Below are 20066 nucleotides of genomic sequence, written 5' to 3' on the forward strand. Positions count from 1 at the left end.
GGGACACAGTGCCCAGGGTGGCGCGGGGGAAACCCGCCCCACCCCGGGCAGTTGGGCTTTTTTCGTCAGCTCGTGGCCGACCGGGCCTTCTTCAGGCGGAACCAGTAGAAGCCGTGACCCGCAAGCGTCAGCAGGTACGGCCACTGTCCGATCGCCGGGAACCGCACCTGACCGATCAGCTCCACCGGGCTCATCCCGTCGAACTGCCGCAGGTCCAGCTCCGTCGGCTGCGCGAACCGCGAGAAGTTGTTCACGCAGAGCACGAGATCGTCGCCGTCCTCCCGGAGGAAGGCGAGCACCGCCGGATTCGACGACGGCAGTTCCGTGTACGAGCCGAGCCCGAAGGCCCGGTTCTGCTTACGGATCTCGATCATCCGCTTCGTCCAGTGCAGCAGCGAGGACGGCGAGGCCATCCCCGACTCCACGTTGGTCACCTGGTAGCCGTGGACCGGGTCCATGATGGCCGGCAGCGTGAGCCGGCCCGGGTCGCAGGACGAGAAGCCCGCGTTCCGGTCCGGCGTCCACTGCATCGGGGTCCGCACCCCGTCCCGGTCGCCCAGCCAGATGTTATCGCCCATCCCGATCTCGTCGCCGTAGTACAGCACCGGCGAACCGGGCAGCGAGAACAGCAGCGCGGTGAACAGCTCCATCTGCTTGCGGTCGTTGTCGAGCAGCGGGGCGAGCCGCCGCCGGATGCCGATGTTGGCCCGCATCCGGGGATCCTTGGCGTACTCCGCGTACATGTAGTCGCGCTCTTCGTCCGTGACCATCTCGAGCGTCAGCTCGTCGTGGTTGCGCAGGAAGATGCCCCACTGGCAGCGGTCCGGGATCGCCGGGGTCTTGGCCAGGATCTCCGAGACCGGGTGACGCGACTCCCGCCGTACCGCCATGAAGATCCGCGGCATCACCGGGAAGTGGAACGCCATGTGGCACTCGTCGCCGCCCGAGGCGAAGTCGCCGAAGTAGTCGACCACGTCCTCCGGCCACTGGTTCGCCTCGGCGAGCAGCACCGTGTCCGGGTAGTGGTCGTCGATCTCCTTGCGGACCCGCTTGAGGAAGGCGTGGGTGGCCGGGAGGTTCTCGCAGTTGGTCCCCTCCTGCTGGTACAGGTACGGCACCGCGTCCAGCCGGAAGCCGTCGATGCCGAGGTCCAGCCAGAACTTCAGCGCCGACAGGATCTCCTCCTGCACCGCCGGGTTCTCGTAGTTGAGATCCGGCTGGTGCGAGAAGAACCGGTGCCAGTAGTACTGCTTGCGCACCGGGTCGAAGGTCCAGTTCGACGTCTCCGTGTCGACGAAGATGATCCGCGCGTCCTGGAACTGCTTGTCGTCGTCGGCCCAGACGTAGTAGTCGCCGTACGGCCCGTCGGGGTGGGCGCGCGACTCCTGGAACCACGGGTGCTGGTCGCTCGTGTGGTTCATGACGAAGTCGATGATCACGCGCATGCCGCGCTGGTGCGCCGCGTCGACGAACTCCACGAAGTCGGCGAGATCGCCGAACTCCGGCAGCACCGAGGTGTAGTCGGCGACGTCGTAGCCGCCGTCCCGCAGCGGGGACTTGAAGAACGGCGGCAGCCAGAGGCAGTCGACGCCGAGCCACTGCAGGTAGTCCAGCTTGGTCGTGATGCCCTTGAGGTCGCCTACGCCGTCCCCGTTGCTGTCCTGGAAGGACCGCACGAGCACTTCGTAGAAGACGGCCCTCTTGAACCAGTCCGGGTCACGGTCCTTTGCAGGCGTGTCCTCGAAGGTGTCGGGGACGGGTTCGTTGACAGTCATGATGTGGGTGACCCTCCGATCGGCGGGGACGGTCGCAGAGCGAAGACGTGCGCGGGCGTGACACCCGGCTCGAGGCGCACATAGTTGGCCCTGCCCCAGTGATAGGTCTCGCCGGTGAGCTCGTCGCGCACCGGTACGGTCTCGTGCCAGTCGAGGCCGAGTTCCGGCATGTCCAACGAGACCGTGGCCTCCTGGGTGTGGTGCGGGTCGAGGTTGGCGACCACCAGAACGGTGTTCGAACCCGACCGCTTGCTGTACGCGATCACCGCGTCGTTGTCGGTTGTGTGGAAGTGCAGGTTCCGCAGCCGGCGCAGGGCCGGGTGGCGCCGCCTGACCCGGTTGAGCGTGGTGATCAGCGGCGCGATCGTGGTCCCCGAGCGCTCTGCCGACTCCCAGTCACGGGGCCGCAGTTGGTACTTCTCGGAGTCGAGGTACTCCTCGCTGCCGTCCCGGAGCGCGGTGCCTTCGCAGAGCTCGTACCCGGCGTACATGCCCCAGGTCGGCGAGAGCGTGGCGGCGAGCACCGCTCGCACCTCGAAGGCCGGCCGACCGCCCTGCTGGAGGTAGGCGTGCAGGATGTCGGGGGTGTTCACGAAGAAGTTCGGCCGCATGGAGGCCGCCGCGTCCCCGGACAGCTCCGTGAGGTACTCCGTCAGCTCCGCCTTGGTGTTGCGCCAGGTGAAGTACGTGTACGACTGCTGGAAGCCGATCGCGCCGAGGGTGTGCATCATCGCGGGCCGGGTGAACGCCTCCGCCAGGAAGATCACGTCCGGGTCGGCCCGGTTGATCTCGCCGATGACCCGCTCCCAGAACACCACCGGCTTGGTGTGCGGGTTGTCGACCCGGAAGATCCGTACCCCGTGGTCCATCCAGTGCCGCAGGACCCGCACGGTCTCGGCGACGATCCCGTCCATGTCCCTGTCGAAGGCCACGGGGTAGATGTCCTGGTACTTCTTCGGCGGGTTCTCGGCGTAGGCGATCGAGCCGTCCGGGCGGTGGTGGAACCACTCCGGGTGCTTCTCCACCCACGGGTGGTCCGGCGAGCACTGCAGCGCGAAGTCGAGCGCGATCTCCAACCGCAGTTCGCGGGCGCGCGCCACGAAGGCGTCGAAGTCCTCGATCGTGCCCAGGTCCGGGTGGACGGCGTCGTGGCCGCCCTCCGGGGAGCCGATCGCCCACGGCACGCCCACGTCGCTCGGGCTCGCCGCGAGCGCGTTGTTGGGCCCCTTGCGGTGGGTGGTGCCGATGGGGTGGATGGGCGGCAGATAGACGACGTCGAAGCCCATCGCGGCGATCGCCGGCAGCCGCTCGGCCGCGGTACGGAACGTCCCGGCGACCGTCCTGCCGCGGACCTTCTTCACGCCCTCCGAGCGCGGGAAGAACTCGTACCAGGAGCCGAAGAGTGCCCGCTCGCGCTCCACCTGGAGGGGCAACGCGGGGGAGGAGCTGACCAGTTCGCGCAGCGGGTGCCGGTCCAGGGCCCCGGTCACCTGCGGGGCGAGCGCCGCCGCGAGCCGCGCCGCGGCGGGGCGGGACTCGTCGCGCAGCGCGTCCGCGGCGGCCAGTACGGCCTCCCGGCCGCCGCCCTTCTTCGGGACGCCCTTCGCGGCCCGCTCGTGCAGCTCGGCGCCCTCGGCGAGGACGAGTTCGGAGTCGATCCCCGCCGGGATCTTGATCTTCGCGGCGTGCCGCCAGGTCGCCAGCGGATCGCTCCACGCCTCGACCGTGTACGTCCACAGGCCCTCGGCGTCCGGCGTGACCTCGGCGCCCCACCGGTCGGTACCGGGGGCCAGTTCACGCATCGGGGTCCAAGGGCCGGGGCGTCCTGACGGCCCACGCAGCACGACGTTGGCGGCGACGGCGTCGTGGCCCTCGCGGAAGACGGTGGCCGACACCTCGAACGTCTCGCCGGCCACCGCCTTCGCGGGGCGGCGGCCGCAGTCGACCAGCGGGCGGACGTCCAGTACGGGAATACGTCCCATGAGCGGATTCACAGCATCACCTGAGGGTTTACGGGGGTGCGGGTGGTGGTGCGCTCTTTGTAGCTCCGTCGACGGCTGGCGGGTTGCGGGCATGGCCGCTCCTGTCCGCGTTCACTCGAATGGCGGGTCCACGGGGGTGTACCGGGGGAGCCTTCCACCACGTTCGGGTGGCCAATCCGGCGCTTTGTTAACTACTAGGACGTAGCCGTACGGACAAGCACACGGCACCCACAAGAAACCGGCCCCGTCCTTGTGGGACGGGACCGGTTCACGAACGGCCGTACGGATCAGGCGTACCGGCCCGGTGGATCGGGCCGACGGACCGCCGCCGCCGATCAGCCCTGCGCGGACGGCGACTGCTCCTCCGCGTCGCCGGCCCACACCTGCCACGGCTGACGCGTCACCCACTCGTCCACCGGCGCCGGGCGCACCCCGAGCACCTCGGCCGACACCCCGTCGTCGGCCGCCAGAAGCAGCGGGTCGGCGCCCGTCGCCATGTAGTGGTAGATCCCCGCGACGCCGGCCGCCGTGTCCGGCCCGAGCAACTGGGCCAGGCCGCGCTCGAAGACCGCCGGCGGCAGCTGGACGTACCGCACGGCCCGGCCGAGCCCCCGGCCGAAGGCGTCGGCCAGCTCCGTGCCCGTCAGCGAGTGCGTCCCGCCGATGTCGAAGGTCCGGCCGTCGAGACCCTCCACGGTCAGCGCCGCGAGCACCGCCTCCGCCAGGTCCCGGTGCGACAGCCACGCCGTCGGCGTGGACGCGGGCAGCGGATAGGCCAGAACGCCCTCGTCGACCAGGGCCGGGCCGTTCCACGGCGAGAACAGGTTGTCCAGATACACCGGCGGCCGTACGACGACCAGCGGGACGCCGCTGTCCCGCAGCACCTCCTCGGCGATCCGCCGGGTCTCGAAGGCCGCCACCGAGGTCGGGCCCTGCGGGACACGGGTGTTGGAGTTGTGGACCAGGCGCGCGACGCCGGCCTCCAGGGCCGCGACGGCGATGTTGCGCGCGTAGAGACGTATCCGCTCCGGCTCGTACACCAGAGGCATCGTCACCACGGCATGGGTCGTGCCCTCGAAGAGGCGCCGGACGTCGGCCGCGCTCGCCAGGTCGCCGGCCACGAAGGAGGCGCCGGGCAGCGGCGGGCGGTCGCCCGCGGGACGGCGGGTGAGCGTGCGTACGCGGTGGTGCCGCTCGGCGAGCAGACGCGCCACCGCGCCCCCCTGGAAGCCGGTCGCTCCCACGACCGCGACCCGCATCGGAATCTGACTGGACATGTGTGGTTGAGGCCCTTCGATAGGCTGGGGCGGCTGCTGCCGTGACGGCACCTTTCAGGCTGGCGGCGGCGGCTTCGACCGTTCAATTAACAAACCGGGGCGGAAGTTGAAGGATCGTCCATGGACATCGTGGGAACCGACCGTGACGACCGGCATGGGGGCGAGCGCGAGGACCTCCTGAGCGAGCTGTTGCAACCGCTCCGCCTCACCGGCGTCTTCGACAGCCGCTGGCACGTCCGCGCGCCCTGGGCCATCGAGGGGGACGCCGAACAGAGCTGCGCCGTGCTGCACTACATCGTCGAGGGCGGCTGCTGGATCACCGGCGACGACCGGACGCCCCTGGAGCTGCGCGCCGGCGACCTGATCGTCTTCCCGACCGGCATGGCCCACCGGCTCTCCGACCGGCCCGACCGCCAGGGCGTACCGCTCAAGGCCGTGCTGCCCGAGCGCCGGCCCGGCACCTCCGGCGAGATCGTCATCGACGGCACCGGTCCCGAGAGCCGACTGCTGTGCGCCGGACTCCACTACGACGCCAGCGCCGCCACCGGCCTCTACACCTCGCTGCCCTGGGCGCTCGTCCTCGACGGCGCCCAGGTCGACCGCGAGCCCCTGCTCCGCGACACCCTGCGGCTGCTCGCCTCCACCGACCGCCCCGTCGGCCCCGGGGACCGGCTGATCACGCTGCGCGCCTTCGAGATGGCCCTCGTACTCGCCCTGCGCCCCCTGCTCCGCGAACTCGCCGACAACCCGACCTCCCTGCCCATGCTCCGCCACCCCGGCATCAGCCGCGCCCTGGTGGTCATCGCCACCCGCTTCGCCGAGCCCTGGACCATCGACTCCCTCGCCCGCGAGGTCGGCATGTCCCGCTCCGCGTTCACGGCCGCCTTCCGCGACCTCGTCGGCGAGTCCCCTGCCCGCCACCTCACCTGCCGCCGCATGCAGGAGGCGGCCCGTCTGCTCACGGAGACCTCCCTGCCCCAGTCCGGTGTCCCGTCCCGCGTCGGCTACCAGAGCGCGGTCGGCTTCCACCTGGCGTTCAGGAAGTGGTTCGGGGTGACGCCGGGGGAGTATCGGGCGGGCATCGACAACGCTGCGTGAACCCGGTTCCGGGCTCCCGGGGGCTCTTGCCGTGAGCGCGGTGCCGGCCTGGCCCGGACGCCGACATGCTCTGCGTGCAGCGCCGCCGTCGCTCACTCGGCTGTTCGCAGGAGCGGCTTACCAGCACAGACAGCGCAGACACTTTCCCGCCCCAGCTGGCTAGGCTTGGCCCGGGCCACCCTGGAGGACACCATGAGTACACAGTCAATCGACGGCGGGGAGCTGATCCCCCGCCCCGAGCGCACTCCGCAAGCCCTGCGACTTGCCATGGCACGCGTCGCCCCGCACCGCCTGACCGAGATGGAAAAGGCCAAGGAAGAGGCGTTCGAGTTCGCTGCCGAGACGGGCAAGATCGGCCACATCCACCAGTGGGTCGCGTACTGGGCGGCACAGGTTGAGATCGAACGGCGTCCAGACCTTTTTCTGCGACGCGACCGGGCGCTCGAGGCCGTGCATCGGACGACGAGCCGAGAAGATTCGGCCTTCCGCCCCGCCATGGACGAGCTGCGCTCCGTGGACGACGAGGCCGCGCGGGCGGTGTCCGAGTGACCTGGAGGTGGGAGTACGACCCCAGCGAGGAGTACGTCACCGGAGGTGCTCCGCCGGCGTTCGTCGCCGAGGTCGAGAAGAGAGCCGATGAGCTGGTCAGGGCCGCTGAAGCCTTCTACCTCGACGGCACCGTCTACGAGGAGATGGGGCCCAAAGGAGAGACGGCCCGGGTGCCCCACGGGATGTTCGTCTACCTCATCGTTCCGCGCAGCGAATGCGTCTACATCCGACAGGTGACGTGGATCTGACCTGACGCGCCGACCCGCTTCGGGGGTTGGGACGTTTCCTTTTCGCGCCGAATTCCGCCTGCGCTCCCTGCTGTGCGACCTCGCCGCCAACCCGGCCGCAGCCCGTACTCCGCCACCCCGGCATCAGCCGCGCCCTGGTGGTGATCGCCACCCTCTTGCCCAGCTCTGGACGATAGACCCCCTCGCCCGTGAGGTCGGCATGTCCCGCTCCGCGTTCACGGCCGCCTGTCGCACCTCGTCGGAGTCCCCGGCCCGCCATCTCACCACCCGGCGGACGCAGGAGGCGGCCCGGCTGCTCGCCGAGAACTCGCTGGCGTAATCCGGCCCACCGTCTTGGGTCGGGTACCAGAGAACGGTCGGCATTCACCTGCCTTCCATCGGGGTTCCTGGCAGAAGGTTCCGCTTGTCGCCCACAGTTTGTTATCTCCGTCACCCCAAGGTGGGGCATATCTCCGATTTGTTCGCGGCAGTCGATATGAGATGTCTGATCCGCACCCGCATGCATGACTCATATGCGCAGGTCAGATGCGTTGACAGGGTGTCACCTAGGCCATTGGATCGCCGCACACGAAGGTCACGAATAGTTCTTGATCTTCACTTCATGTGCATGTGAGTCGCATGTCATGCCGGACCGTGCGTGTTTCGTGTCCGTTGCAGTTACGGGTGGGGGATGAAGTGAGACTGAGGCGCGCGAAGCGGGCCCATGGAAGAGGGCGTGTACTCGCTCTGACGACGGCCTGGATGGTCCTGATGAGCGTCGCATCGACGCTGACCGCTGGTCCTGCCGCGGCGGATGACGCTCCTGCAGTTGCTCTGACGGAGTCCGAGCAGGCGTTGAAGGAAGCCGCCGCATCCGGTGATCGGGTGGAGGTACCGGGGGAGCGGACCGAGCGCGAAACCGTGTTCGCGAACCCTGATGGCGCGACGTTCACGCTGGAGAAGTCCATCGTTCCGGTCCGGGTGGATGCAGGGAACGGCTGGGCGAAGCCCGACGCGACCTTGGTACGGCGAGAGGACGGTTCGATCGGCCCGAAGGCCGCCGTGGTGGACCTGTCGTTCTCCGGTGGCGGTGCAGGCGAAGGCCTGGTGACGATCGGGCAGGACGGACAGTCGGTATCGATGGGCTGGCCTGGTCGGCTGCCTGAGCCCACGCTCGATGGTGAGCGCGTCGTCTACGAAAACGTCCTGCCGGACGTGAACTTGATCCTCACTGCGACAGTTGAGGGCTTCCGCCAGGTACTGGAGGTGGAGACTCCCAAGGCGGCGGCGCTGCCCGAGCTGAAGTCGATCGCGTATGGCCTGAAGGCCGACGGGCTGCGGCTGCGCGAGGGCGCGGTGGGCAGTGTGGAAGCGCTGGACGGCAACGGCCAGGTGGTCTTCCGCTCGCCGGCCGCCCAGATGTGGAACTCCGCCGGCGACGACAGCGCGGCGGCACCGGCCACGGGAGTGAGCACGCAGAGCGCGGGCCTCCGGGCTCTCTCCGTGGCTTCCGCCGAAGACTCCTCCACGCAGGAGGAGACGCCGGAGCCGGTGGCTGCTCCGGAGGAGGGTGACCCGCTGGCCGGCCCTGGGCCCGGCGACGAGTCCGCAGTGATGGATGTGGAGCTGGAGCAGGACTCGCTGACGGTCGTGCCTGACAGCGACCTGATCGCCGCCACTGAGGAAGAGGACTTTCCGCTCTACATCGACCCGTCGGTGGAGATGAACGAGTCGGAGCGCACGGTGCTGTCTTCGGACGGTGATGTCTTCTACAACTTCTCCGGCGGCGACAACGGCATGAGTGTCGGCAAGTGCGGTTCCGCGGTGATCGGCGGCGTGTCGTACTACTGCGGCTCGGGCTACGTGAACCGCATGTACTTCGAGTTCACGCCCGAAAAGCTCAAGGGCAAGCATGTCCTGGACGCCACATTCGCTGTGACGGAGACCTGGTCGTTCTCGTGCAGCGCTCGATGGGTGGACCTGAAGCGTACCGACCCGATCTCCTCGTCCTCCAGGTATCCGGGCCCGACCGTCCGGGACCACATGGGGGACCGCTACGTGTCCGCAGGCCGGGGAACAGCGTGCTCCCCCTCCCAGCCGCGCGCCGTGATCGAGTTCAACGACAACCCGGCGGAGGCTGATGAGAACCTGACGTCGACCGTCCGGTCGTTCGCTGACGGCAAGCTGAGCGTACTGACTCTGAGGCTGTCGGCGCATGACGAGACGGACACGGAAGCCTGGAAGCGGTTCGACGACGACGCGGTAGTCAGGGTGACGTACGTGAGCAAGCCGGCGACGCCGGCCGAGCACGGCTTCCCCTCGGGCTCCACGCAGATCTGCAGCAAGTCCGAGTCCGCTCCGACCACGGTCTCCGACCCCACGCCGATCCTCGTGGCAACACCTCGCACCGTTTCCGGTGGTGAGAGTGGCGCCATGCTGCGGCTGTACTTCGACGTGGACGGGAAGAACCCGGACGGCACGTGGTTCGACGCGCCGCAGCCGACGACGGGATCCCTGGCCCCGACCACGGGCCACCTGTCGTACAGCATGACGGTGAAGGACTTCCCGAACCAGCCGAAGGAATGGAACGTCGCCCTCAAGGAAGGCACCCTCTACCGCTTCACCGTTAACACGCAGTCCTACCCGAACACTTCGTACACCCAGCCGCTCAGCAGCGGCGGCGCCTCCTGGTGCTACTTCAAGGTAGATCCCACCGCGCCCAAGGCTCCGGTCGTGAAGTTCAACTCGGTGTATTCCGAATGCGTCACGGGCGGTTCCTGCGTCCCGGCCGGTGCTCCGGGGCAGGCTGGCTCTTTCACATTCAGTCCTGCCACGGGTGACTCGAATACCCACTACCAGTACAAGCTCTCGTCTGGAGCGGCTTGGAGCGGCTGGAAGGCCGCGACCTCAGGGGCGTACACCACCAGCATTACCCCTCCGGTGTCCGGCACCTTCGTCCTGAACGTTCAGGCCAAGGACTCCCTGGGGCGTGTCGGTGAGGCGGCGGTGAAGTTCCTGGTCAGCGAGGGATCAGGACCTGTCGGCCGCTGGGACTTCAACGAGGCGTCCGGAGTGGCTCTGGACACTTCCACCACCAACACCGCGCTGCAGAACAATCTGACCCTCACTGCTTCCGGCGCGACGCGAACCGAGCAAGGACGGCGAGGAGAACTTACTGCTGCGGACGGTTCCAAATCGCAGGACCGGACGTTGTCGCTGACCAGCACCGCCCAGGGAGCGGCATCGACCACGCAGCAGGTCGTCGAGACCCAGGCCTCCTACACCATGACGGCCTGGGCACGACTGGACACCGCCGGTTCGACCTACGTCACGGTTCTGGGGCAGGACAGCGCCAACAGCAGCGCCTTCTTCCTGAGTTACTGCTCGGACGTTCAGACCTGGTGCGTCCGGCTGGCCGACAACAACGGCACACAGCGCATCAACGCGCTGAATGCCCCGCAGTCCAAGGCATGGACTCACCTCGGCGTTGTGGTGAACACCACGACCAAGCAGATCAACTTCTACGTCAATGGCGTCCCGCAGGGAAGCAAAGCCTTCACCACAGGCGTATTGGCTTCGACCGGCGGGCTTCAGGTCGGACGTGCCAAGTACGCAGGCTCCTACGTGGACTACTTCCCCGGGCAGATCGACGAAGTGGCCATGTGGCAGCGGCCGCTGTCGCCAGAGGAGATGGCGGTCGAGACCGGGGCGAAGGACGCGCAGGACTGGGGCTACGTCGAGTTGGTCGCCCAGTACAACCCGGCGGGTGGTTCCGGTTCCTCCCTTCAGGACACCAGCGGCTACGGCAGCACGCTGACCATGGCCTCGGGCGGTTCTCTGAACGGTGAGGACATCGTCCTGGACGGAGTGGACGACTCCGCCTCGACGGACCGTCCCCTGGTGGACGACACCGGCTCCTTCACCGTGTCCACTGCCGTGGACGTGGACACGAAGAAGCTGGAGACCATGCCGAACGGGTCCCGAATGCAGGTCCTGGGCCAGCAGGCCGGGACGGGATCCTCGTGGGGTATCTGGTTCGAGAAGACCGGAATGCGGGACGCCGAGGTCGATGCCGGGGATGATCCGGTGATCGACGAGGAGACCGGCGAGGTGATCGTCAAGCAGGTGCCGGTGGGCCGCTGGCACTTCGGTCGCCTGACGTCTGACGGATCGGGTGTCTCGGCGCACAGTGAGGAACTCACCCCCGAGGGCGAAATCCGGCTGACCGGCGTGTTCGACGCCACTTCGCAGACGATCCGGCTCTACGTCGGCGGCGCCCAGGAGAGTGTCCCGCTGGTGTACCAGGCCACCGTCGGATCCGGCTTCACCGTCGGCAAGGGCTGGACCGACAGTGCCTGGGGCAGCTACCTGCCCGGTCGGATCAGTGACATCCGCCTGTGGGCGGGGGCGCTGAGCAACGAGCAGCAGCTGGAAGCCGTCGTCGGTCTCTGAACTGGCCGACGCCTTCTCGCACACATACCTCAGCAACGGGGCGGGGCGCGATCGTGCGCCCCGCCGCGATCAAGGCTGACCGCCTGGGCCCCTACCCAGGTTCCCCAATCTTCCTCACCTTGATCGAATGATCAGAAGGAGTCGTTCCGTCGTGTCCAGACGTACGCGTCTGCGCAGACGCCAAGGCGCCGTGATCGGCGTACTGGCGTTCGCGCTGTCGATACCCACCCCACTGGTGCCTTTGGCGCAGGCCACGGAGCTTCCGGGACGTCCGGAAGTCCCCGCGTCCACGCCTGTGAAGGTGCATGCCGTCACCGAGCCGGGTGCCAAGAAGGAACGTGCCAAGGTCGCACAAGAGCGAGCGGCCAACCGTCAGCTGGCAGCCATGGCTGAGCAGGAGCGTGCCCGCAGTAACTGGCCAAAGGCACAGACACTCACTGGCCGACTGGGCTCTGCTTCCGCGCCCGAGAGCATCGCGTTGGTGGATGTGCGCGGTGCGGAGGGGACGGGGGCGGCCCGGCTGGTGCAGCACCCCGCGTCCGGTACCACCACTGTGAAGGTGCTTGACCAGAAGTCGGCACGGGCTGCCGGCGTCACCGGTGTGCTGTTCACAGTGGCTGCCCAAGAGCCTGGAGCAGCCGAAGTAGAGGTCGACTACAGCACCTTCGGTTCCGCTATCGGCGGTGCCTGGGCCACCCGTCTGGGGCTGATGTCGCTGCCCGCGTGTGCGCTGACCACACCGCAGAAGGCGGAGTGCCGCGAGGCCACCCCGGTTCCCTCGGAGAACAGCGCCGAGGAGCAGACGGTCACAGGAAGTCTGGCGCGGATCGATGCCGCTCCACGGGTGCTGGCCCTTGCCGCCACCACGACGGGCGGCTCGGACAAGGGCGCGGGCGACTACAAGGCGACCCCGCTGTCGAGCTCCTCTTCCTGGGCGGCCGGCGGCTCCTCGGGCGCGTTCACCTGGTCCTACCCGATCGCGGTTCCGCCGGCCGCAGCCGGCCCGGCGCCGTCCCTGACGCTGTCCTACGACTCGGGCAGTATCGACGGCCGGACGGCGAATACCAACAACCAGGGTTCCCTGGTCGGCGAGGGCTTCGACCTGACCTCCTCGTACATCGAGCGCAAGTACGGCTCGTGCGACGACGACGGCCAGACCGACAAGAACGACCAGTGCTGGAAGTACGAGAACGCCTCCCTCGTCCTGAACGGCAAGGCCACCGAGCTGGTCAAGGACGACACCAGCGGCCAGTGGCGGATGAAGGACGACAACGCCTCCAAGGTCATCCACACGACCGGCGCCGACAACGGCGACGACGGAGATGCCTCCGTCGATGGCGCCGGCGAGTACTGGAAGGTGGTCACCGGTGACGGCACCACCTACACCTTCGGCCTGAACAAACTCGCAGGCGCAGGCAGCGAACGCACCAACTCGGTATGGACCGTTCCGGTCTTCGGCGATGACGCGGGCGAACCCGGCTACTCCTCCGGCACCTCCTTCGTCGGCCGTGCTAAGCAGCAAGCATGGCGCTGGAACCTCGACCTGATCGAGGACGTCCACGGCAACGCCTCCACCCGCTGGTACACGGCCGACACCAACTACTACGCAAAGAACGGCGACAAGACGGCGCTCGCCTCGTACACGCGCGGCGGCCACCTGAACGAGATCCGCTACGGTCAGCGCTCCACCACCCTGTTCACCGGAGTCGTCTCAGGCAAGGTGACCTTCGACTACAAGGAACGCTGCAAGGACAGCGGCAGCGGCTGCGGCACGCTGACCGCGGACACCGCCGACAAGTGGCCCGACGTCCCCTTCGATTCGATCTGCTCGTCCACCGAAGCGGACTGCAAGGCCACCGGTCCGGCGTTCTTCACCCGGAAGATCCTTTCGGCCATCCACACGCACGTGTGGTCCACGGCCGCCGAGCCCGACGCTTTCAAGCCGGTCGACTCCTACACCCTGACCCAGGAGATTTTCGACGGTCAGGACATCGGCAACAGCTCTGACCAGGTATGGACCCTGACCGGGCTCAAGCGGACCGGGAAGAACGGCGCCGCAATCGACCTGCCGACCATCGGCTTCACCTACCAACAGCGCGCCAACCGGGTGGACTCCACCAGCGACGACGTTGTGCCGCTGACCCGCCCACGGATCTCCACCGTCACCTCCGAGACCGGCGCCATTACCACCGTCGCGCTCTCCGAACCCGAGTGCGTGCGCGGCTCGAAGATGCCGGCGGCCGAGGACGACAACAACCTTTCCTGCTACCCGGTGTACTGGCCCGTCAACGGTGGCGACCCGGAGCTGGACTGGTTCAACAAGTACCGGGTGATCGCGGTCAACACAGCCGATCCGGCCGGCCGCAGCCCGAACGTGGAACACGCCTACACCTACGAGGGCCCTGCCTGGCACTACAACGACGATCCCTTCACCAAGGAGCAGGAGCGCACCTGGTCTTCCTGGCGCGGCTACCGGAAGGTGACCGCCTATACCGGAGCAGTCGGAGCCACCCGCTCCAAGACCGTCAGCCAGTACATGCAGGGCATGCACGGCGACCGACTCAAGGCGAAGGACGCCAACGGCAATCCGCTGACCCGCAGCGTCACCGTCCCGGGCATCGACCTGGACAATGTCGCAGGAACCACTAGTGACAACCGAAACGTCGCCGACATAACGGACAGCGATCATTACGCGGGTCAACTGCGCCAGCAGATCACCTACGACGGAACTGTCGCGGTCGGCAACAAGGTCAACAACTTCTGGTACCAGCAGACCGCCAGTCAGCAGAAGTCGTACGCACACGTGAAGGCCGGTTATGTCCGCACCGCACGGGCATACACCGACACCTACCTGACCGCTGCCAAGAAGTGGCGCACCTCTGCCGTCAGCCACGCCTATGACGGCTATGGCATGGCCATCCGCACGGACAACCACGGAGAGTGGTCGCCCACCGGTGACGAGACCTGCACCCGCACCTGGTACGCCCGTAACGACGCCAAGGGCCTGATCGGCCTGGTCTCCCGCACCCGCACCGTGGGCCAGGCCTGCTCGGCCACCGACGACCAGATGAAGATGCCCACCGGCATCACGCACAAGTACACGAGCACCGAGGCTCCGGATCAGCGCGGTGACGTCCTGTCCGACACCGCCACGGTCTACGACAACACCGGTGCCACCGGCTGGACCGCGGACCAGACCCCGACTCTGGGCCTTCCCACCTGGACTGGCCGCGCGACGGGCTACCCGGCCGCCGTCGCTGGCAGCACCGCCGACCGCGATCCCACCGGCTGGCAGACGCTGACCAAGGTCACCTACGACGGCGCGACGGCCCAGCTCGGCAGACCGCTCACCGTGACTGACGCCGCCGGCAAGGTCACCACCACGGCCTACTACCCGGCCGCTGCGGGCCCGCTCACCGCGGTGATCGTCACCAAGCCGACGCTCGCCAACGGCCAGGCTCACAAGGCCTACACCTACTACGATCCCGCGCGCGGTTCGGTGACCCACACGCTGGACGCCAACCTCAAGCGGACCGAGTACACCTACGACGCGTTGGGCCGTGTCACCGCGACCTGGGCGCCCAACCGTTCCAAGTCCGGAGGCGCCACCGCCACCGCGACCTTCGCTTACGGCATCAACCAGACCAACGTTCCTTCCTGGACCTCGGTCTCCACCCTCAAGCCGGACGGCCAGACCTACACCACCAGCTACAGCCTGGTGGACTCCCTGCTCCGGCCGCTCCAGTCCCAGTCCCCGGCCCCGAACGGTGGCCGCATCCTGACCGACACCCGCTACAACGACCGCGGCCTGGCCTACGAGACCTACGCGGACATCTTCGACTCCACCACCGCACCCAACAGCACCTGGACCCGTGCCGAGTACGGTGGCGCACCCCAGCAGGCTCAGCTGGAGTTCGACGGCCTGGGCCGCCAAGTGAAGTCCACACTCCTGGTCAAGGGCGTGCAGAAGTTCGCCCCGGTCGTCACCACCTACACCGGTGACTCCGTGGCCACTACTGCTCAGCAGGGCGGTACCGCCACCCGAACCATCACCGACGCCCTGGGCCGCACCACCGAGACCCGCACCTACGCGAGCACCCAGCCCGACGACACCGCCTACGGCGCGACCCTCGGCACCTCCTACACATCCGTCAAGAACGGCTACTTCCGCGACGGCAAGCAGAAGCAGATCACCGGACCCGACGGCGCGAAGTGGTCGTACACCTACGACCTCTACGGCCGACAGGACACGGCAGCCGACCCCGACAAGGGCACTGCCTCCAGCGCCTACACCGACCTCGACCAGATCCAGACCACCAAGGACGCCGAAGGCCGGCTCCTCGTCTACGGATACGACGAGATCGGCCGCAAGACCGGCCTGTGGCAGAACAGCAAGAGCGATGCCAACCTCCTTGCGGAGTGGACCTACGACTCACTCCTCAAAGGCCTGCCCGACACCTCCATCCGCTACACCGGCGGAAAGGGCCAGACCGCTAGCAAGGCCTACACCAAGACGGTCACCGCCTACGACTCCATGAGTCGGCCGACCACCACCACGCTGACACTCCCGGCCGACGACCCGCTGGTCACCTCCGGTGCGGTCACCGCCACCAGCACGGCGAAGGTCGACTACCGCCTCGACGGCACGGTCAACAGCGTCACCGAGCCGGCGGCCGGTGGTCTCGCCCAGGAAATCGTCAGCACTGACTACAACGGCCTCAGCCTGCCCATCGGTCTCTCGGGGACATCCGGCTACCTTCTGGGCGCGTCCTACACCGACCTGGGCCAGGTCCAGCAGCTCACCCTGGGCACCTCCACCGCCAATGGCACCAAGAAGGCCTTCCTCACCAACTTCTACGAGGAGGGCACCGGCCGCCTGACCGGCGCGGACGTCGACGACCAGACCCGCGGCCCGGTACGCGACACCGCCTACACCTACGACCCCGCCGGCAACGTCACCTCAACCTTCGACCACGCCAACACTGGCAACGGCGCCGACTTCCAGTGCTTCACCTACGACGGCCAGCGCCGCCTGAGCGAGGCCTGGACCCCGAAGACCGCCGACTGCGCCACCTCAGGCCGCACCGTGGCCAACCTCGGCGGAGCCGCCCCCTACTGGACCTCCTACACCTACAACTCAGCAGGCCAGCGGGCAACGGAGAAGCAGAACACCGCCACCCCCGTCACCCGCACCTACTGCTACGACACCACCCGCACCCACGCGCTGACGGCCACCACGACCGACGGCAACTGCACCGACGAGACCACCCAGTACACCTACGACGACACGGGCAACACCACCACCCGCGCCGAAGCTGCCGGCAGCACCACCACCCAGTCCCTGACCTGGTCTGCCGAAGGCAAGCTCACCAAGCTCACTGAAGGCACCGCCGCAACGGACTACCTCTACGACGCCGACGGACAACTCCTCATCCGCCGCGCCTCCGGCGCCAGCGGTGAGATGGTCCTCTACCTCGGCTCCACCGAAGTCCACCTCAAGGGCACCAAGAAGTGGGCCAATCGCTACTACAGCGTGGCCGGCTCCACCATCGCCCTACGCACCAACGAAACCGGCACCGAGAAGCTCCACTTCCTCGCCGCCGACCACCACAACACCGGCAACCTCTCCATCACCGGAGACAACCGCCCAGACCCTGACCAAGCGCTACACGACTCCCTTCGGCGCCGCCCGCGGAACCACCAGCGGCATCTGGCCCGACGACAAGACCTTCCTCGGCAAGCCCACCGACACCGGAACGGGCCTCACTCACATCGGCGCGCGCGAGTACGACCCCACCTTGGGCCAGTTCATCAGCGTCGACCCCCTGCTTAGCCCGGACCAGCCTCAGTCCCTCAACGGCTACGGCTATGCCAATAGCAATCCCGTCACCACATCGGACCCGAGCGGCCTTCGTACAGATGACGGACCTTCGGACCCGAATCGTGACCTCTGTTACATCAATGTTTGCAATAGTGGCGACGGCATTGACCCCGGAAAGGGCGGCGCGGGGAACGGGAACGGCAGCGGGACTGCGGCTGCGGCAGCCGCGCCCGTCGGGCGTTACGGAGACAAAACAACGACCCACGATCTGGCTCAGGCCAGAGCGATCGCGGAAATTCAGAAACAGGCCAGGAAGCTTGGCGTGATCCTGCAGATTGAGACAAATATGCACATCGCTGGAGCGAGCAAGGTCTGTATGTATCCAGGGAAGAATCCAGGTGCTGACTGCTCTTACGGAAAGCCCGATATTCTTGGATACGACGCGAAGCACGGAGTTTGGTATGTGTGGGAGGTGAAGTCGGTGGGGCAGTGGAACATAGCAGTCCGCGAAGCGCAATGGTACGTCAGCCGTATGCGATCCCTCGGCATGAAGGCCGTTCTGGGGTGGACGATCGGAGGGCCCTACCGTGTAGCGAACGGATATGTTGTTATTGGGCCACAGGAAGGTGCGGTGATCTACGGGAAGCCTGGGAACAGGAAATGGAGCAGAGTTCCGACGACTAACCCCATGGGGGCTGCGCCACTTGCGACCGCTCAGCCTGTCCCTCAACCCTCCGCGGCCCCGGGACCAGGCGCGTATCCCGGCACTACATACCAGCCGGGCCTCGGGACGATCCCTCAGGCGTCGAATGGAGGGTTCGACCCTATACTCGTTCCCATGATCGTTATGGGTGCCGGGGTCCTCGTGGCGGGAGGTGTGGCTGTAGGCGAGGGTGGCGCTGCAGCGGCTACGATTACCGGCGTAGCTGCGACGCAGCAGCTTTTCGGACTTGCGGCGTGAACGTTTGGACATTGGAGTGTACTCCGTGAGTATAAAAGCATTCCTTCGTGATTACGCTGCTCCAGCCGCAAAGGATCACCGCCTGGTGCGGGCGGGCAGTGACTTCAAAGTGACCTCAAGCTCCGGTAATACCGCGATTCTCTTCTTTGAGGAGCTTCGCATAGATTCGCATAAGGTTGTATTTGGGGTCTCCTACTGCATTATCCCTGCCGTCTTTTGGGCCTGGGTCAGCAGGTACGACGGTGAGTCCGTGCGACCTGTTGATAGGACCGGCGCCTTCATCACCCGATTCATCCTTCCTCCTGACGAACTCTCTTATGATTCGGAGGATGATGGGTATTTGCGGAGGATGTGGTCGTATGGGGTCGGCGCGGAGCGGGAATGCGGATCCGTACTTCGAGAATGCTTGAGCCGTGAAGTGATTCCAGAGATGGTGCGCCTTCTGGATCGTGAGTTGCTCCTTGCTGAGCTGCTTGAGCCGACGCGACCAGGGGTCTCCGCCCTGTCGCAAGATCTTTGCGAGATCCTCCTGGGAATGGACTCCATGACATCAGCAGAGCTAGAGGAGCGGCTTGCTGAGGCGGAACGAAACGGCGCCTTCGGTCCATTGGTAGATTGGGTGCGCCAGCGTTTTCGGGCCGACTCTAAATAGCGCCTGAGGGGTCCTCGGGGCTTTCTTCAGTCTCCTGCTGGCGGTCAGCCCGGACGCTCCGATGCGTCCGGGCTGAATGTCGAGTCAAACCACCGCTGCAGTGGGCCACTGCCGGTGATTACTGATCGCGCCGCTCTCGTTTGCGCCAGCCGGTCGCGAGGAGGTCGAGGGCGTCGGGGAGCGGAGGGAAGTGGGGCGCGCAGGCGGGGCAGGCGTAGACGTTGAAGCCTGGGCCGGACGCCTGGTGGACCTCGGAGACGGTGATCGGGGTTGTGGTGATCCGGGCGCAGCGGACGCACATGCGGACCGGCTTGCGGGGGTTGGGCGGTGGTGTGGCCGCTGCGCACGGGTGGCAGATCTGGCGCCGCCCCTTGTCGGCCGTCGTGACCGTGATCAATGGGCCTGTGGCCGTACCGCACACCTCGCATGTGCCCTCCATCAAGCCACCCCCAGCCCGTGCACGTCCAGCGTGTCCAGGTCGATGCCGAAGTCCGCCGCCAGTACCAGGGCGAGGCGTCGCTGGAGTTGGCGCGCCTGCCGCTCGTGCGCGAGAAGGTACGGCCGGACCATGGCCGTTTCGTCGGCGTCCAGCGGCACGTCGAGCCCGTACGGGGAACGGGGGGTGGAAGGCCGCGCCTGGTGCGAGGGCTGGGTCGCGGGGCGGAATGCGATGGTGCGCGTCTGGTGCCGGTTGCTGGGGCTCGGCGCGAGCAGCAGCCTCGCCCATAGCGCGAGGGCACGGATAAGGTCTTTCACGTCGGTCTGCTCCATTCAGATCGGCCGTGCCCCGGGAGGTCTAGCCACCTCGCCGGGGTTCCTCTGTGCTGGGGAGCGTACACGTAGTGAGCTATAGCATGCTAGGTGTGGGATCTCTCGCCTGATGTGCGATGGTCTGCTTAGCGTGGCGATTGTGATGGAATTTGCCCCCGACCAGCCCCGATGGCGTCAGGTCGCCGCCGTGCTCCGGCAGCGCATCGCCGACGGCACGTACGCACCCGGGACACGCATTCCCTCAGTGATCCAGATCCAGGAGGAGTTCGGCATCGCCGGCGCCACCGGGCAGAAGGTGCACCGTGCGCTTCGCCAGGAGGGGTTGATCTACACCGAGCCCGGGCTGGGGTCGTTCGTCGCGAAGTCGTCGGAGGGTGGCAGCACCACCGGGTAGTCGCGCGCTGAACTGCACAAATGCCACATGAACGGAAGCTGACTGGCCGGTTCTTAAGGACCGCTGGACGGACGTTCATTGCCTCGTGGGGGCCGGGCCGTGAAGGC

Annotated in this window: 12 protein-coding genes and 1 pseudogene; 8 read left to right on the forward strand and 5 right to left on the reverse strand. The window is 67.2% G+C overall.

Annotated features, from left to right (window positions below):
• Positions 1-65: 65 nt before the first annotated feature.
• The 3 genes from treS to ACFV9D_RS03365 all read right to left on the reverse strand — a co-directional run bounded on the left by treS (position 66) and on the right by ACFV9D_RS03365 (position 5034).
• Positions 66-1775, reverse strand: coding sequence for a maltose alpha-D-glucosyltransferase (treS, locus tag ACFV9D_RS03355; RefSeq protein ID WP_385140113.1), 1710 nt, complete (start codon positions 1773-1775; stop codon positions 66-68).
• Entirely contained in the window at positions 1772-3757 is a 1986-nt protein-coding gene (locus tag ACFV9D_RS03360) for an alpha-1,4-glucan--maltose-1-phosphate maltosyltransferase (protein WP_385140115.1), read from the reverse strand. The genes treS and ACFV9D_RS03360 overlap by 4 nt, the downstream gene beginning before the upstream one ends.
• Positions 3758-4092: 335 nt before the next feature.
• A complete protein-coding gene (locus ACFV9D_RS03365) occupies positions 4093-5034 on the reverse strand; it encodes an SDR family oxidoreductase (RefSeq protein ID WP_385140118.1) in 942 nt (313 codons plus the stop codon).
• A 120-nt stretch (positions 5035-5154) separates the two neighbouring features.
• Here ACFV9D_RS03365 and ACFV9D_RS03370 point away from each other — a divergent pair, with 120 nt between their 5' ends.
• The 7 genes and pseudogenes from ACFV9D_RS03370 to ACFV9D_RS03400 all read left to right on the forward strand — a co-directional run bounded on the left by ACFV9D_RS03370 (position 5155) and on the right by ACFV9D_RS03400 (position 18794).
• Positions 5155-6132 carry an AraC family transcriptional regulator gene (locus tag ACFV9D_RS03370; protein ID WP_385140121.1) on the forward strand — a complete coding sequence of 326 codons (978 nt, stop codon included), beginning with the start codon at positions 5155-5157 and terminating at the stop codon, positions 6130-6132.
• A gap of 192 nt (positions 6133-6324) precedes the next feature.
• Entirely contained in the window at positions 6325-6681 is a 357-nt protein-coding gene (locus ACFV9D_RS03375; RefSeq protein ID WP_385140122.1) for a hypothetical protein, read from the forward strand.
• Entirely contained in the window at positions 6678-6929 is a 252-nt protein-coding gene (locus ACFV9D_RS03380; protein WP_385140125.1) for a hypothetical protein, read from the forward strand. Before ACFV9D_RS03375 ends, ACFV9D_RS03380 begins: the two co-directional genes overlap by 4 nt.
• 750 nt (positions 6930-7679) lie before the next feature.
• A complete protein-coding gene (locus tag ACFV9D_RS03385; protein WP_385140128.1) occupies positions 7680-11360 on the forward strand; it encodes a LamG domain-containing protein in 3681 nt (1226 codons plus the stop codon).
• Between the two features lie 481 nt (positions 11361-11841).
• The gene (locus tag ACFV9D_RS03390) at positions 11842-17193 is read left to right on the forward strand and encodes an RHS repeat-associated core domain-containing protein (RefSeq protein WP_385140131.1); all 5352 of its coding nucleotides are present in this window, start codon (positions 11842-11844) and stop codon (positions 17191-17193) included.
• Positions 17093-18142: pseudogene (locus ACFV9D_RS03395) on the forward strand (RHS repeat-associated core domain-containing protein); the annotation flags it as partial. The gene ACFV9D_RS03390 and the pseudogene ACFV9D_RS03395, both read left to right, overlap by 101 nt.
• A gap of 25 nt (positions 18143-18167) precedes the next feature.
• Positions 18168-18794 (forward strand): hypothetical protein, encoded by a 627-nt coding sequence (locus ACFV9D_RS03400; RefSeq protein ID WP_385140134.1) that lies wholly within the window; start codon positions 18168-18170, stop codon positions 18792-18794.
• A 118-nt stretch (positions 18795-18912) separates the two neighbouring features.
• Here ACFV9D_RS03400 and ACFV9D_RS03405 read toward each other — a convergent pair whose 3' ends face one another.
• Both ACFV9D_RS03405 and ACFV9D_RS03410 read right to left on the reverse strand, forming a co-directional pair.
• Positions 18913-19233 (reverse strand): hypothetical protein, encoded by a 321-nt coding sequence (locus tag ACFV9D_RS03405; RefSeq protein ID WP_385140137.1) that lies wholly within the window; start codon positions 19231-19233, stop codon positions 18913-18915.
• Positions 19233-19550 (reverse strand): hypothetical protein, encoded by a 318-nt coding sequence (locus ACFV9D_RS03410; protein ID WP_385140139.1) that lies wholly within the window; start codon positions 19548-19550, stop codon positions 19233-19235. Before ACFV9D_RS03410 ends, ACFV9D_RS03405 begins: the two co-directional genes overlap by 1 nt.
• 157 nt (positions 19551-19707) lie before the next feature.
• Between ACFV9D_RS03410 and ACFV9D_RS03415 the strand changes: the two genes are divergently transcribed.
• Positions 19708-19959 (forward strand): GntR family transcriptional regulator, encoded by a 252-nt coding sequence (locus ACFV9D_RS03415; RefSeq protein WP_385140461.1) that lies wholly within the window; start codon positions 19708-19710, stop codon positions 19957-19959.
• The last annotated feature ends 107 nt before the right edge of the window (positions 19960-20066 follow it).

The sequence above is a fragment of the Streptomyces sp. NPDC059875 genome, assembly GCF_042731085.1.
Lineage (GTDB): Bacteria > Actinomycetota > Actinomycetes > Streptomycetales > Streptomycetaceae > Streptomyces.

Excerpts from the sequence above, each read along its gene's own strand:
- ACFV9D_RS03370 (WP_385140121.1), top strand. The coding sequence starts at position 5,155 with ATGGACATCGTGGGAACCGACCGTGACGACCGGCATGGGGGCGAGCGC.
- ACFV9D_RS03360 (WP_385140115.1), bottom strand. The coding sequence starts at position 3,757 with ATGGGACGTATTCCCGTACTGGACGTCCGCCCGCTGGTCGACTGCGGC.
- ACFV9D_RS03385 (WP_385140128.1), top strand. The coding sequence starts at position 7,680 with ATGAGCGTCGCATCGACGCTGACCGCTGGTCCTGCCGCGGCGGATGAC.
- treS (WP_385140113.1), bottom strand. The coding sequence starts at position 1,775 with ATGACTGTCAACGAACCCGTCCCCGACACCTTCGAGGACACGCCTGCA.
- ACFV9D_RS03365 (WP_385140118.1), bottom strand. The coding sequence starts at position 5,034 with ATGTCCAGTCAGATTCCGATGCGGGTCGCGGTCGTGGGAGCGACCGGC.
- ACFV9D_RS03405 (WP_385140137.1), bottom strand. The coding sequence starts at position 19,233 with ATGGAGGGCACATGCGAGGTGTGCGGTACGGCCACAGGCCCATTGATC.
- ACFV9D_RS03415 (WP_385140461.1), top strand. The coding sequence starts at position 19,708 with ATGGAATTTGCCCCCGACCAGCCCCGATGGCGTCAGGTCGCCGCCGTG.
- ACFV9D_RS03375 (WP_385140122.1), top strand. The coding sequence starts at position 6,325 with ATGAGTACACAGTCAATCGACGGCGGGGAGCTGATCCCCCGCCCCGAG.